At 69.1% G+C, this 14905-nt stretch carries 11 protein-coding genes; 4 read left to right on the top strand and 7 right to left on the bottom strand.

Annotated features, from left to right (window positions below; all coding sequences use genetic code 11):
- Window positions 1-7 precede the first annotated feature (7 nt).
- The gene (gene pmbA, locus AC1DSC_RS20025; RefSeq protein WP_012748647.1) at window positions 8-1378 is read right to left on the bottom strand and encodes a metalloprotease PmbA; all 1371 of its coding nucleotides are present in this window, start codon (window positions 1376-1378) and stop codon (window positions 8-10) included.
- A 105-nt stretch (window positions 1379-1483) separates the two neighbouring features.
- Between pmbA and yjgA the strand changes: the two genes are divergently transcribed.
- Together yjgA and mog are read left to right on the top strand one after the other, a co-directional pair.
- On the top strand, window positions 1484-2140 hold the full coding sequence (yjgA, locus tag AC1DSC_RS20020; protein ID WP_012748648.1) for a ribosome biogenesis factor YjgA: 657 nt from the start codon (window positions 1484-1486) through the stop codon (window positions 2138-2140).
- Window positions 2137-2721 (top strand): molybdopterin adenylyltransferase, encoded by a 585-nt coding sequence (gene mog / locus AC1DSC_RS20015; RefSeq protein ID WP_012748649.1) that lies wholly within the window; start codon window positions 2137-2139, stop codon window positions 2719-2721. Before yjgA ends, mog begins: the two co-directional genes overlap by 4 nt.
- Here mog and AC1DSC_RS20010 read toward each other — a convergent pair.
- From AC1DSC_RS20010 to czcI, 4 genes are all read right to left on the bottom strand, one after another.
- Window positions 2711-5899: a CusA/CzcA family heavy metal efflux RND transporter gene (locus AC1DSC_RS20010; RefSeq protein ID WP_012748650.1), complete on the bottom strand. Its 3189-nt coding sequence runs from the start codon at window positions 5897-5899 to the stop codon at window positions 2711-2713. The genes mog and AC1DSC_RS20010 overlap by 11 nt on opposite strands.
- A gap of 9 nt (window positions 5900-5908) precedes the next feature.
- Window positions 5909-7210 carry an efflux RND transporter periplasmic adaptor subunit gene (locus tag AC1DSC_RS20005; protein WP_012748651.1) on the bottom strand — a complete coding sequence of 434 codons (1302 nt, stop codon included), beginning with the start codon at window positions 7208-7210 and terminating at the stop codon, window positions 5909-5911.
- Between the two features lie 17 nt (window positions 7211-7227).
- Complete coding sequence (locus AC1DSC_RS20000) at window positions 7228-8556, bottom strand: TolC family protein (RefSeq protein WP_012748652.1); 1329 nt, start codon at window positions 8554-8556, stop codon at window positions 7228-7230.
- Window positions 8557-8659: 103 nt separating this feature from the next.
- Window positions 8660-9034, bottom strand: coding sequence for a cation efflux protein, CzcI family (gene czcI / locus AC1DSC_RS19995; RefSeq protein WP_012748653.1), 375 nt, complete (start codon window positions 9032-9034; stop codon window positions 8660-8662).
- A 162-nt stretch (window positions 9035-9196) separates the two neighbouring features.
- Between czcI and AC1DSC_RS19990 the strand changes: the two genes are divergently transcribed.
- Both AC1DSC_RS19990 and AC1DSC_RS19985 read left to right on the top strand, forming a co-directional pair.
- The gene (locus tag AC1DSC_RS19990) at window positions 9197-9874 is read left to right on the top strand and encodes a heavy metal response regulator transcription factor (RefSeq protein ID WP_012748654.1); all 678 of its coding nucleotides are present in this window, start codon (window positions 9197-9199) and stop codon (window positions 9872-9874) included.
- Window positions 9871-11205, top strand: a complete 1335-nt coding sequence (locus AC1DSC_RS19985) for a heavy metal sensor histidine kinase (protein ID WP_012748655.1) — start codon at window positions 9871-9873, stop codon at window positions 11203-11205. The genes AC1DSC_RS19990 and AC1DSC_RS19985 overlap by 4 nt, the downstream gene beginning before the upstream one ends.
- Before the next feature lie 7 nt (window positions 11206-11212).
- On the opposite strand, the gene AC1DSC_RS19980 is transcribed toward AC1DSC_RS19985, so the two are convergent.
- The gene (locus AC1DSC_RS19980; protein ID WP_369663144.1) at window positions 11213-12475 is read right to left on the bottom strand and encodes a cation:proton antiporter; all 1263 of its coding nucleotides are present in this window, start codon (window positions 12473-12475) and stop codon (window positions 11213-11215) included.
- A gap of 85 nt (window positions 12476-12560) precedes the next feature.
- Entirely contained in the window at window positions 12561-14840 is a 2280-nt protein-coding gene (locus tag AC1DSC_RS19975; RefSeq protein WP_080515774.1) for a heavy metal translocating P-type ATPase, read from the bottom strand.
- Window positions 14841-14905: the final 65 nt, after the last annotated feature.

Below are 14905 nucleotides of genomic sequence, written 5' to 3'. Positions count from 1 at the left end.
CGGCCGGCTAGCTGCCGGCCACCTTCATGCGGTTGACCAGCACCGAACCCGTGGTCTTGGCGCCGAAGGTGTAGGCATCGGCGCCGATGGCCTCGATGCCCATCAGCATGTCCTTGAGGTTGCCGGCAATGGTGATCTCATGCACCGGGAAGGCGATCTTGCCCTTCTCGACCCAGAAGCCGCTCGCGCCGCGCGAGTAGTCGCCGGTCACGTAGTTCACGCCCTGCCCCATCAGCTCGATCACGAAGAGGCCGGTGCCGAGCTTGGCGAGCATGGCGTCGAGGTCGTCGCCCGGCTGGGTGAGGCGCGAGCTCAGCGTCAGGTTGTGCGAGCCGCCAGCGTTGCCGGTGGTCTTCATGCCCAGCTTGCGCGCGGAATAGGTCGACAAAAAGTAGCCTTCGAGCCGGCCCGCGTCCACCACCTTGCGTGCACGGGTCACCACGCCTTCGTCGTCGAAGGGCGAGCTGCCCTTGCCGCGCAGGATGTGCGGGTCTTCGGCCACGTCGACGTGCCTGGGCAGCACCGGCTTGCCGAGCGAATCGAGCAGGAAAGTGCTCTTGCGGTACAGCGCCCCGCCGCTCACGGCCTGCACCAGCCCGCCCAGCAGGCCCACGGCCAGCGGCGACTCGAACAGCACCGGGCATTCGGTGGTCTTGATCTTGCGCGACTTGAGCCGGCTCAGCGCCCGTTCGGCGGCATAGCGGCCCACGGCTTGCGGACTGGCCAGCTCGCCGGCCGAGCGCATGGAGCTGTACCAGGAGTCGCGCTGCATGTCGTCGCCCTTGCCGGCGATCGGCGCAACCGAGATCGAATGCCGCGAACTCGCGTAGCCGCCGCGGAAGCCGTGCGTGTGGGCGCTGAAGAAGTGGCTCTGCTGGGCCGAGACGCCTGCGCCCTCGCTGTTGGTGATGCGCTTGTCGGTCGAGAGCGCCGCCTCTTCGCATTCGAGCGCGAGCCGGGCGGCTTCTTCGCTGGTCACGCTCCAGGGATGGAACAGGTCGAGCTCGGGGTGCTCCTTGGCGATGTCTTCCTCGTCGGGAAGGCCGCTGACCGGGTCCTCGGCGGTGAAGCGGGCGATGTCGTAGGCCGCCTGCACGGTCTGGGCGATGGCGGCCTCGGAGAAGTCGGAGGTGCTGGCGTTGCCGCGGCGGTGGCCCACGTAGACCGTGATGCCGAGCGACTTGTCGCGGTTGCGCTCCACGTTCTCGAGTTCGCCCTTGCGGACCGAGACGCTGAGGCCGCAGCCCTCGGAGGCCTCGGCGCCGGCATCGGTGGCACCGAGCTTCCTGGCGTGGGCCAGGGCCGTGTCGACCAGGTTTTCGAAGAAGGAGCGGCTGTAGGCGAAGCCGGAATCGGCGCGCGAGGAGGATGTCGTCATGTGGTGGCTATGATACTTGCGCCCCCCATATCCCGTTTTGTCCCGGCTTTCCGTTGCGCATTGCACGCGTTGCAACGCCGCACGGTGCGGCCCAGAATCCACCCCATGTCCCGCAAACCCAAAAAAGGCTATTTCGTCCGTGGCCAGTTCGTTGCCGAAGGCAGCGAGCTCGACCTGGAGCTCAAGCGCGAGCTCAAGGGCACCGACGAAGCCAGCCGCACCGATCTCAAGCGCGAAAGCGATGAACTGCAAAAGCTCGGCACCGAACTGCTCGGCCTGCGCGCCGGCCTGTTCGATGCGCTGCCGCTGGGCGAAAAACTGGTCGACGCCGTCGCCGAGGCCAAGCGCATCACCAACTTCGAGGGCAAGCGGCGGCAGATGCAGTTCATCGGCAAGCTGATGCGCAAGCTCGAACCCGAAGTACTCGAAGCCGTGAAGCTCGCCCTGACCGAGCAGAACAGCGTGCCCGCGGCCGAAACCGCCGCGCTGCACGAGGCCGAGCGCTGGCGCGACCGGCTGATTGCCGACGACGATGCGCTGGGCGGCTGGATCGAAACCCACCCCGCCACCGATTCCCAGCAGCTGCGCGCCCTGGTGCGCCAGGCCCGCAAGGACCTGAAGGCCGGGCCGGCCGGCGAGGCGCCGCGCCAGGGCAAGGCCTACCGCGAGATCTTCCAGCTGGTGCGCGCGCAGCTTGCGGTGCACGGTGGTGCGGACCATGCGGCGGCGGCAGCCGCGCAGGACCGGGAAGAGGACGCATGACCACGCCCGACCCCGTCCGCATCGGCATCGTCTCCATCAGCGACCGCGCCTCCAGCGGCACCTACGAGGACAAGGGCCTGCCCTCGCTGAAGGAATGGCTGGCCCGCGCGCTCAAGAATCCGATCGATTTCGAGGCCCGGCTGATTCCCGACGAAGCGGCCCTCATCAGCGCCACGCTGATCGAGCTGGTGAACGCCGGCTGCTCGCTGGTGCTGACCACCGGCGGCACCGGCCCGGCGTTGCGCGACGTCACGCCCGAAGCCACGCTGGCCGTGGCCCACAAGGAAATGCCCGGCTTCGGCGAGCAGATGCGCCAGATCAGCCTGCGCTTCGTGCCCACCGCGATCCTGTCGCGCCAGGTGGCGGTGATCCGCGACCAAAGCCTGATCATCAACCTGCCGGGACAGCCCAAGTCGATCGCGGAAACGCTCGAAGGGCTCAAGGACACCGAAGGCGTGCAGGTGGTGCCCGGCATCTTCGCGGCGGTGCCCTACTGCATCGACCTGATCGGCGGCCCGTACCTCGAAACGGACGACACGGTCTGCAAGGCCTTCCGGCCCAAGTCGGCCATCAGGCGCTGAGCGGGCCGGCCTCTTCCTCATCCGCATCGCGCCGGTGCGCGATGCGGTAGAGCAGCGGCAGCACCAGCAGCGTCAGCACGGTCGATGACAGGATGCCGCCGATCACCACCGTGGCCAGCGGCCGCTGCACCTCGGCGCCGGTGCCCGTGGCGATGGCCATCGGCACGAAGCCCAGCGATGCGACCAGCGCGGTCATCAGCACCGGCCGCAGCCGCGTGAGCGCGCCTTCGCGGATTGCCGCGTCGAGCGGCAGCCCGCCTTCGCGCAGCTTGCGGATGAACGAGATCATCACCAGCCCGTTGAGCACCGCCACGCCCGACAGCGCAATGAAACCCACCGCCGCCGAGATCGACAGCGGAATGCCGCGCAGCCACAGCGCGACGATGCCGCCCGTGAGCGCAAACGGAATGCCGGTGAACACCAGCAACCCGTCCTTCAGGTTGCCGAACATCGCGAACAGCAGCGTGAACACCAGCAGCAGCGACACCGGCACCACCACCTGCAGCCGCTCGGCGGCCGAGGCCAGGTTCTCGTACTGGCCGCCCCAGGCCGTCCAGTAGCCCGGCGGAATGCGCACCTTGCGCATCGCTTCCTCGGCCTCGGCCACGAAGGAGCCGAGGTCGCGCCCGCGCACATTGGCGCTCACCACGATGCGCCGCTTGCCGTCCTCGCGGCTCACCTGATTCGGGCCCGGCGCAAGCTCCAGCGTGGCGACTTCGCCAAGCGGGATGAAGCTGGCGCGCTGCGGGGCCTGCGCGCCCGCGCCCACGGGCAGCGCCAGCGGCAGGCGCTTGATCGCCTCCAGGTCGGTGCGCAGGTTCTCGGGCAGCCGCACGATGATGCCGAAGCGCCGGTCGCCGTCGAACAGCGTGCCCGCCTCGCGGCCGCCCACCGCAATGGAGACCGCGTCCTGCACGTCGCCCACGTTGAGGCCGTAGCGCGCGGTCTTGGCGCGGTCGATGTTCACCGTGAGCATCGGAAGGCCCGTGGTCTGCTCGACCTTCACCTCGGCCGCGCCGGGAATCTTGCCCAAGGTTTCCGACACCTCGGCCGCGGTCTTGTTCAGCACCTCCATGTCGTCGCCGAAGATCTTCACGGCCACGTCGCTGCGCACGCCCGAGATCAGTTCGTTGAAGCGCAGCTGGATCGGCTGCGAGAACTCGTAGCTGTTGCCCGGCAGCTTCTCGACTTCTTGCTGCACGGCGGCCAGCAGCTCGTCGCGCGTGCGGCGCGATGTACCTTGGAATACGGGCCACTGGTCTTCGGGCTTCAGCATGATGTAGCCGTCGGAAATGTTCGGCGGCATCGGGTCCGACGCGATCTCGGCCGTGCCGGTGCGCGCGAACACGCGCTCGATCTCCGGAAACTTCGCCTTCAGCGTGCGTTCGATCTGCTTTTGCATCTCGACCGACTGTGTGAGGCTGGTGCCCGGAATGCGCAGCGCCTGGATGGCGAAGTCGCCTTCGCCCAGGCTCGGCACGAACTCCGTGCCCAGGCGCGTCGCCAGCAGGCCCGAGAGCAGCACCGCCACCACCGCCGTGGTGATGACCAGCGGCCTGGCCGCCATCGCGCGCGCCAGCAGCGGCTCGTAGCCGCACCGGGCCCACTGCATCAGGCGGTTCTCCTTCTCGCTCACCTTGTGGCCGATGAAGAGCGCCACGGCCGCGGGAATGAAGGTGATCGACAGGATCATCGCGCCCAGCAGCGCAATCACCACGGTGAAGGCCATCGGGTGGAACAGCTTGCCCTCCACGCCCGCGAGCGCAAAGATCGGCAGGTACACGACCATGATGATCAGCTGGCCGAACAGCAGCGGCCGCCGCGCCTCCTGCGAGGCCGCGAACACCTCGTGGAAGCGCTCGCTGCGCGTCAGTGCCCGCCCGTGCCTGGCCTGCGCATGCGCGAGGCGCCGCACGCAGTTCTCCACGATCACCACCGCGCCGTCGATGATGATGCCGAAGTCCAGCGCGCCCAGGCTCATGAGGTTGGCGCTGACCTTCTGGTTCACCATGCCGGTGAAGGTGAAGAGCATCGACAGCGGAATCACCAGCGCGGTGATCAGCGCCGCGCGCATGTTGCCGAGGAACAGGAACAGCACCGCAATCACCAGCACCGCGCCTTCGAACAGGTTCTTCTTCACCGTGGCAATGGCCTTGTCGACCAGCACCGTGCGGTCGTACACGGTGACGGCCTTCACGCCCGCGGGCAGCGTGCGGTTGATCTGCTGCATTTTTTTATCGACCTCCTGCGAGACGGTGCGGCTGTTCTCGCCGATCAGCATGAACACCGTGCCCAGCACCACCTCGCGGCCGTTGTCGGTGGCAGCGCCCGTGCGCAGCTCCTGGCCGATGCCGACCTCGGCCACGTCGCGCACGCGCAGCGGCATGCCGGCCGCGCTCGCGCTGGAGCTCGCGAGGATCACGTTGCCGATGTCCTCCACCGACTTGACCTGGCCCGGCGCGCGGATCAGGTACTGCTCGCCGCGCTTCTCGATGTAGCCCGCGCCCACGTTGGCGTTGTTGCGCTCCAGTGCGCTGACCAGGTCGGCCATCGAGAGGCCGTGCGCCAGCAGCTTGGCGGGGTCGGGCGCGATCTGGAACTCCTTGGCATGGCCGCCGATGGAATTGATCTCGGTCACGCCCTTCACGTTGCGCAGCTGCGGCTTGATGATCCAGTCCTGGATCTCGCGCAGGTCGGTGGACGTGTAGGGCTTGCCGTCGGCTTTCTTCGCGCCCTCCTCGGCCTCCACGGTCCAGAGATAGATTTCGCCGAGCCCGGTCGATATCGGCCCGATCACCGGCGAGATGCCGCTGGGCATGCTCCCGCGCGCCGACTGGATGCGCTCGTTCACGAGCTGTCGCGCAAAGTAGATGTCGGTGCCGTCTTCGAAGATCACCGTCACCTGCGACAGGCCGTAGCGCGAGAGCGACCGGGTCTGCTGCAGCCCCGGCAGGCCGGCCATCACCGTCTCGATGGGATAGGTCACGCGCTGCTCGGCCTCGAGCGGCGAATAGCCGGGCGCGGCGGTGTTGATCTGCACCTGTACGTTGGTGATGTCTGGCACCGCGTCGATCGGCAGCTTCTGGTAGCTGAAGACGCCGAGCGTCGCCATGCCCAGCACGGCCAGCAGCACCAGCCAGCGCTGCTCGATGGAAAACCGGATGACTCGTTCGAACATGCGGCGTCCTCAGTGGGTGTGGGTGGCAGAGCTCTTGCCCTGCTGCGACTTCACGACGAAGCTGCCGCTCGCGGCATGGGCCGCGCCGGGCTTCAGGCCGCTCAACACTTCGATGCGCCGTCCGTCGCTGCGGCCGGTCTGCACCTGCTGCGGAATGAAGCCGCCGGGCACCTTGAGGAAGACGGTGGGCTTGTCTTCCACCGCCTGCACCGCGTCGGCCGAAACCGTCACCGGCGCCTCCATCTCCGACGAGACCAGCTCCACATTCACGAACAGCCCGGGCCGCCAGATGCGCTGCGGGTTCGTCACCGTGACGCGCGCCGTGGCGGTGCGCGTCTGCGCGCCGATCAGCGAGCCGACGTAGGACACCGTGCCGCTGGCCGCCTGCTCGAACGCGCTGGAGCGGATGCTCACCGGCTCGCCGACGCGCACCAGGTTCAGGTTGCTGGCGGCCACGCTGATCTCGGCCCACACGGTCGAGAGATCGGAAATGGTGAAGACGCTGGCGTCTTCCTTCACCGATTCGCCGAGCGAGATGTGCTTCTCGACCACCATGCCGTCGAAGGGCGCGCGCAACTCGTAGCGGCCCAGGGCCGAAGAGGCGGGCGCGGCGCCCAGCGCCAGCAGCTTCTGGTTCGCATTGGCCACGGCGATCTGCGCCTCCTGCATGGCCTGCTGCGCCTGCAGGTAGTCCTGCTGGGCCGAGATCTTTTCTTCCCAGAGTTTCTTCTCGCGCTGGTAGGTGGTGCGGGCCAGCTCGAGCCGGCGCTGTGCCGACCGAAGCTCGCTGCGCTGCTCCGACAGCGTCGGGCTCGAGAGCACCGCCAGCACCTGTCCGCGCTTGACCTCCTGCCCGAGGTTGGCCGGCACGCTCTCGACCACGCCCGCCACGCGCGGCACCACGTGGGCCGTGCGGTCTTCGTTGAACTTGATCTCGCCGGGCAACTGCAGCGTGGTCTTGATGCGCGCCGGGCCGGCACTTTCGATCGCCACGCCGGCGGCCTGGATCTGCGCGTCGGTGAAGGCGATCTTCTTCTCTTCTTCCTCGTTGTGCTCCTCGGCGGCATGGCCCTTGGCTTCGCCGTGGCCGTGGCCGTGCTCGTCCTTGCCCTCGGCCTTGCCTTCCTCATGGTGCTCGCCATCGGCATGCCCCTCGGCTTCCGAATGCCCCGCCGCTTCGGGCGCGGGCGGCGCGGTGCGCAGGATCATCGCGCCGGCGCCCAGGCCTAGCGCCAGCACGACCGCGATGGCGATCCACTGCTTCCTGCCGATGCGCTCGGCGAAAGGCTTGCGTTCTTCTTCGGTGTTCATGATTGGTGCATTCCTTGTCAGCGCACGGCGGGTGCCGCATCAGGGGTTTCTTCATCGGCGTCGATGCCGAGCAGCCGGTCGAGCTCGGCGGCCGCGCGGTGCGCCTCGGCCACGGCCAGCAGGTGCTGGTTGCGCACCTGGAACAGCGTGCGCTGCGCATCGAGCGCTTCTAGAAAGCTGAACTTGCCGAGCTCGAAGCCCCTGGCGGCGGCCTTGTAGGCGGCTTCGGCGCCGGGCAGCGCATCGCGCTGCAGCGTCAGGGCAGTGGCGCGCGCCGAGCGCAGGCGCTCGGTGGCCCGCGCCGCGTCGGCGCCCAGTTGCAGCTCGGCCGCGGCGAGCTCGTCGCGCGCCTTCTCTTCGCGGCTCAGCGCCTCGGCCACATTGCCGCGGTTGGTGTCGAAGATCGGCAGCGGCACCGACAGGCCCACCACGACCTGGTTGCGGCTGCTGCCGCTGCCCATGCCCTCATCGGCCGGCACGCGCTTGGCGCCCAGCGACACCGTGACGTCGGGCACGCGCCGGGCCTGCTCCAGGTCCGACAGCGCCTGCCGCCGCTCCACCTCGAGCCGCGCCTGCCGCAACACCGGCGCCGCGGAGAACCGGCCCTCCACATCCGCCGCAGCAGCATCGGCCGGCAGCCGGTCGAGCGCGCCGTCCGCCTGCGTGAATCGCGGGTTCGGGTTGCCCCAGAGCGCGGCCAATTGCTGGCGCGCCGAACGCAGCGCGCCTTCGGCCTGCAGCAGCTCGACGCGGATGCCGGCCTCGGCCACGCGCGCGCGGCTTTCTTCCAGCGGCGAGACCTTGCCGGCCGCCACGCGGTTGGCGGCGGCGCGGGTGGCCGTCTCCGCAAGCCCGACTGAATCCTGCGCCAGGCGCAGGCGCTCCTGCGCGGCCAGCAGCTCGAAGAACAGCGTGATCACCGATGCGCGCAATTCGGAGCGCCGCGCGAGCAGCGCCGAGGCGGCCTGGTCGCGCGCGCGCTCGGCCGCCGTCACGCGGGCCGCGCGCTTGCCACCCAGCTCGATGGGCTGGCTCAGCTGCAGCGTGGTGGTGCGGTTGCCGCGGCGCAGGTCTTCCACCTGCGCGTCGAACACCGGATTGGGCCAGGCACCGGCCTGCAGCACGGCCGCATCGCCGGCCTCGCGCTCGCGCGAGGCGGACGAGAGCCCGGGATTGAAGCGCAGCGCAAGCGCGAGCGCGCTGCGCAGGTCCAGCGGGCCGGCGGGCTCCGCCGTTGCCGCGGCCGTGTGCCGGATCGGCGAAGGGTTGGAACCGGCAGCGGGTTGTGAAAATGCCGGGGGCACCGCCAAGGCCATGACGGCCAGCGGCACGAAGAGCGTGCGCATCGAATTCTCCTGGGTTGCAAAACAACGGGCGGACGAATTCGGCGAGAGGGCTCAGCGGCTGATGTCGGGTATCAAGGGTGGGGGTGCTTGTTCTCTCGCCGAATCAAAGGGCGAGAGGCCACGCAGGAGGCACGGGCACTTCGGAGATGTGCGAGATGAAATGCTCGGCGGGCATGGCGCGCAGCGCCTGCCCGACGGGCAAGGACGCATGCGCGCGATCGGCCGCCGGCGGCAGGTGTTGCGCCTGCCCCAGGTGGCAGGCGGCGCAATCGCCGAGCACGGCATTGGGCTGGGTGCCGGAGCTCTTCTGCGCATCGTCGGTGCGCGAACCGTCTGCGCTGCGGTCCGGTGCGTGCTCGTGATGGCCCCAGTGGCCTGGCTGCGCGTCGCGCTCGTGCTGGCAATAGGCGGCCGAGGCCGCCCAGCTGAACTGGAACGGGAGCACAAGCAGCAGAAAGATCAGGAGCCAGCGGCGCATGGAGCAAAAAGTATATCGGCGGCACATGGCATGCGGGCCTGCAATGCCCCTGCGGTTTGCAGGTTGCGGCGCAATGTACGACAGGCGTGCGGGCTTTTGCCCGTCGCTCTCATTACGAATTCGTAACCTCCTGCGCTCCTGCCCCATCGTTAACATCCGTCGATGCGAATTCTGGTCATTGAAGACGAGCCCAAGCTGGGCGACTACCTGAAGAAGGGCCTGGAAGAGAACGGCTACGTGGTCGACATCGCGCGCGACGGCATCGAAGGCCGCTACCTCGCCACCGAGGGCGACTACGCGCTGATCCTGCTCGACGTGATGCTCCCCGGCATCGACGGCTTCGCGGTGCTGCAGGCGATCCGGCGCACCAGCAACGTGCCCGTGCTGGTGCTCACCGCGCGCGACAAGGTCGAGGACCGGGTCAACGGCCTGCAGCAAGGCGCCGACGACTACCTCGTCAAGCCCTTTTCCTTTTCCGAGCTGCTGGCGCGCATCCAGGCGCTGCTGCGCCGCGGCAAGCCGCAGGAGTCCACCGTGCTGCGGCTGGCCGACCTGGAGCTCGACCTGGCCAGCCGCAAGTGCTTTCGCAACCGCACGCGGCTGGACCTCACGGCCAAGGAGTTCACGCTGCTGGTGGTGCTGCTGCGCCGCCGCGGGCAGATACTTTCGCGCAGCACGCTCGCCGAGCAGGTGTGGGAGATGAACTTCGACAGCGACACCAACGTGGTCGAGGTGGCCATCCGCCGCCTGCGCAGCAAGATCGACGACCCGTTCGAGGTCAAGCTGCTGCACACGGTGCGCGGCATGGGCTACGTGCTCGAGGATCGTTCCTGGTCGTGAGCCCGGCACGGCCGCACTCGATCCGCAACCGGCTCACCTCCTGGTTTGCCGCGCAGGCCTTCTTCTGCCTGAGCGTGGCCTGTCTCGCGGTCTACCTGGTGACGGCGTGGAGCTTCGGCGAAAAGCAGGACGGCGAGCTCGAGCACAAGGCGCAGCTGGTGCGGCACCTGCTCGAGGAAGGCGAGAAGGACGGCGACCTTTCCTTCCTGCGCCACAAGCTCGAGGACTTCTTCTCGCTGCAGGACGACGTGCGCCTGTCGATCGCGCGGCAGTCCGACGGCAGCGTGTTCTTCCGCTCCGAGCCGCCCGCAGGCGGGCGTTGGCTCCAGCGCGACTTCGTGCACACATGGGGCGGCCAGGCGGGCGGCGGCACGCCGCTTTCGATCCGCATCGGCATCGACGTGGCACGGGACGTGGTGCTGCTGCGCCGCCTTGCATGGACGCTGCTGGCGGCCGCCGTGCTGGGCACGCTGCTGGTCTCGCTGACCGGCGCGCAGCTGGTGCGGCGCGGGCTGCGGCCACTGGAAGCGCTGGCCGGGCGCACCGCGGCGCTGACGCCGGACCACATCAACCAGCCCATCGACGCCTCGGCGTTCGCGCGCGAACTGCACCCGTGGATCACGCAGTTCAATGCCCTGCTCCTGCGCGTGCAGAAGGCCTATGTGCAGCTCGAATCGTTCAATGCCGACGTCGCGCACGAGCTGCGCACACCGCTCGCCAACCTGATCGGCACCACCGAGCTCGCGCTGTCGCGCCCGCGGCCGAACGACGAGCTGCAGGCCGTCCTGGCCTCCAATCTCGAGGAGGTCGGCAGGCTCTCGGGCATCGTCACCGACATGCTCTTTCTCTCGCAGGCCGAGCGCGGTGCGCCGCTGCGCGTGAAGGCCGGCACCAGCCTGGCCGCGCAGGCGCGCGACGTGATCGACTTCCACGAAGCGATGCTCGAGGAAGCCGGGCTCCGCGCCACGGTCACCGGCGAGGCCGTGGCCGACGTCGATGCCTCCCTGGTGCGGCGTGCGCTTTCCAACCTGCTGGGCAATGCGATCCGCTTCGCGGCGCCGGCGTCCTGCATCGGCATCGAGATCGGCACGGAACCGAACGAGGCCACGCTCACCGTCGTGAATCGCGGCGAACCGATTGCGGCCGAGACGCTGCCGCGCCTGTTCGAGCGCTTCTACCGCGCCGATCCCGCACGGGACCGGTCGGCGCGCCACCACGGCCTGGGGCTCTCGATCGTGGAGGCCATTGCGCGCATGCATGGCGGGCGCGTGTTCGCCTCCAGTGCGAACGGCGAAACCCGCATCGGCTTCGCGGTGCCGCTCGCGCGCTGACGTCGCATCAGGGCTTGGCGCGCGCCTCGGCCTCTTCGGCCACGGCGGGAGCCTTGGCGCGCCCCATCACCAGGTTGATCAGCGGCCCGGTCATCGCGGTGGTGACGAGCGCCATCACCAGCAGCATGGTGAAGAGCTCGGGGCCGATCAGGCCGGCATCCAGCCCGATCTTCATCACGATGAGTTCCATCAGCCCGCGCGCATTCATCAGCGAACCGGTGGCCAGGCTGTCGCGCCATCCGTAGCCCGCCATGCGCGCGCCGATGGCGCCGCCGGCCAGCTTGCCGATGGTGGCCACCGCCACGATCAGCAGCATGGCGCCGATGCTCGCGCCCGAGAAGGCATGGGTGGTGGTGCCGAGCCCGGCCAGCGCAAAGAACAGCGGCATCAGCACGACGATGGAGATCGGCTCGATGCGCTCGGTGAGCGAACTCAGCAGGCGGTCGTCGCGCGGCAGGCAGGCGCCGAACAGGAAGGCGCCGAACACGGCATGCAGGTGCAGCCATTCGGTCACCATCGCGCAGCCCAGGAGGCCGATCATGAGCGAGGCCATGACCGTGGTCGACGGTTCGCCGTCGGGTGCGCGCGTGCGCAGGATCCATGCGAAGGCCGGCTTCAGCCCGAAGAACAGCACGGCCAGCAGCACGGCCACGCCGGCCGTGGTCTTCAAAAGGCCCGCGTAGCCCTCTCCCGCCCCCGCGAGCGCCACCACCAGCGCCAGCAGGATCCAGGCGAACACGTCGACCACGGCCGCGGCGCCGAGCGACAGCTGGCCGAAGGGCGTGCGCGTGAGGCCGCGGTCCTTCAGGATGCGCGCCATCACCGGAAAGGCCGTGATCGACAGCGCCGCGGCCATGAACAGCGCGAACGGCCAGAAGCCCACGCCCGCGGGCGCCAGCGCCGGATGCAGCGCCGGCGAGATCGCCAGCCCCAGCACCATCGGCACGATGACGCTGAGCGCGCCCACATAGCCCGCCGCCTTCAGCTGCGCGCGCACGCCCTGCGTGGTCCGCAGCTCCAGGCCCACCACGAACATGAAGAGCACCAGGCCCACCGTCGAGAGCGAAGACAGGCCTTCGAGATGGCTCTTCGAAAAAAGCTGCGCATGCAGCGAAGGGAACAGCGCGCCCATGACCACCGGCCCCAGCATGAGCCCCGCCGCCATTTCGCCGACCACACCGGGCTGGCCCACGTGGCGCAGCACCCAGCCGCAGATGCGCGCGGTGCTCAGGATGACGATGAGTTGCAGCAGGAGCGAAGTGGCGGACATGGAAGCGGTGGCCTGGGGTGAGCGAAGCACCCGATGTTAGTTTTGTTCGGGCGCCTCGTCCGCAACGCCGCGCGGGCGCCGTTCCTCAGCCGCCCTTCGGTGCGCGCATCAGCCGCAATCCGTTGGCCACCACCAGCAGGCTGGCGCCCATGTCGGCAAACACCGCCATCCACATGGTGGCGCTGCCGAACACCGCGAGCACGAAGAACACGGCCTTGATGCCGAGCGCGAGCGTGATGTTCTGCCACAGCACCGCATGCGCATGGCGCGAGAGGCGGATGGTTTCGGGCAGGCGCCGCAGGTCGTCGTTCATGATGACCACGTCGGCCGCTTCCATGGCGGTGTCGGTGCCGGCGCCGCCCATCGCAAAGCCGATGTCGGCCTGCGCAAGCGCGGGCGCATCGTTGATGCCGTCGCCCGCCATGCCGGCCATGCCGTGGCGCTGCTGCAGCGTCTTGATGGCATCGAGCTTCTCCTCGGGCAGCAGGTTGCCGCGCACGTCGTCGATGCCCGCGTGCAGGCCGATCGCCCTGGCCGTGGCGGCGTTGTCGCCGGTCAGCATCACGGGCGTGACGCCCAGCGCGCGCAGCTCGGCCATGGCGGCCTTCGAAGAGGGCTTGATGGTGTCGGCCACCGCGAACAGCGCCAGCACGGCCTGGCCGGAGGCCAGCAGCGTGACGGTGCGCCCCGCTTCCTCATGCTGCTTCAGCTCGGCTTCGAGCGCGGGGCTGCACAGCCCCTGCTCTTCGATCAGGCGGTGGTTGCCAAGCACATAGCTGCGGCCTTCGTGCACGGCCTGCACGCCGCGTCCGGGCAAGGCCGTGAAGCCGCCGACCGGCTGGTGCTCGCGGTTCAGCCCGTCGGCAATGGCCTTCGACACCGGATGGTCGGAGCGGCCCGCGATGCTCGCGGCAATGGCAAAGATCGCGGCTTCATCCGCCGCGGGGTCGAGCAGGCGCGATGCGACCAGCTTCGGCTTGCCTTCGGTGATGGTGCCGGTCTTGTCGAGTGCCACGGCCTTGAGCCTGCGCGCCTCTTCGAGATAGGTGCCGCCCTTGATCAGGATGCCGCGCCGCGCGGCCGAGGCCAGCGCGCTCACCACCGTGACGGGCGTCGAGATGACCAGCGCGCACGGGCACGCAATGACCAGCAGCACCAGCGCCTTGTAGATGGCCTCGGTCCAGCTCCAGCCCATGAGCCAGGGCGTGAGCAGCGCCACGGCAATGGCCAGCACGAAGACCGCGGGCGTGTAGACGGCCGCGAACCGGTCGACGAAGCGCTGCGTGGGCGCGCGCGTGCCCTGCGCCTCTTCGACCGCATGGATGATGCGCGCGAGCGTGGTGTTGGCCGCCACCGCGGTGACGCGGAATTCGAGCGCGGCCGTCTGGTTGATGGTGCCTGCGAACACCGCGTCTCCCACCGCCTTGTCGACCGGAATGCTCTCGCCCGTGACCGGCGCCTGGTCGATGGCGCTCGCCCCTTCGGTCACCACGCCGTCCAGCGGCACGCGTTCGCCGGGCCGGATGCGCACGACGGCATCGAGCGCCACCGCATCGGCCTTCTCCGTCTTCCAGCGGCCATCGGGCTGCCTGACCTCGGCCAGTTCGGGCGTCAGCGCCAGCAGGCCCTGGATGGCGTTGCGCGCGCGATCGACGGCGCGCGCCTCGATCAGCTCGGCAATGGCATAGAGCGCCATCACCATCGCGGCCTCGGGCCATTGCCCGATCAGGAAGGCGCCCGTGACCGCCACGGCCATCAGCGCGTTGATGTTCAGGCGCCCGCGCAGCAGCGCGGCAAAGCCCTTCTTGTAAGTGTCGAGGCCGGCCAGTGCGATGGCCGCGAGCGCGAGCCCCATCTCCGCCGCCATGGACCCGGCGCCCTCCGGTGCGAGAAAGGCAACGGCCTCGGCCGCGATGGCGAGCACCAGCGCGGCAACGAGGCGCACGAGGCCGCTGCTCATGCCCGCGATGCCTGCAGAGGCTGCCACCGGCTGCGCACCATCGGCCGGGCTGCCTGCCGCGCCGTTCAGCGGTTCGGGCTTGAAGCCCGCCTTGCGGATGGCGTCGAGCGCACCGGGCAAGGCGCCTTCGTCGGCCGTGATGGCCATGGTGCGTTCACCGAGCCGAAAGCGCAGCCCCCGCACACCCGCGACCGGCTCGAGCGCGCGCCGGATCTCGGACTCTTCGACCGCGCAGTCCATCGTGGGAATGCGAAAGAGCAAGGCGCCCTTCGGAATGTCGGCAGCGGCCACGGCAACGGCCGGCGAGCCGCAGGCCGTGCTGCCGCAGCAGGCCGTTTCGGGAGCGGCCGGCGCATGGGAGTGGGCATGCGGCGCCATCGGTTTCAGGGCATTCTGGTTCGTCATGAATCCCATTGGAAACCCTGAAGCAGGTGTAGAGTCAAACGACCATTCCTCCACTCATTCATCTT

The sequence above is a fragment of the Variovorax sp. 01N425 genome, assembly GCF_056399465.1.
This window is presented reverse-complemented; position numbering and strand designations above follow the sequence as displayed.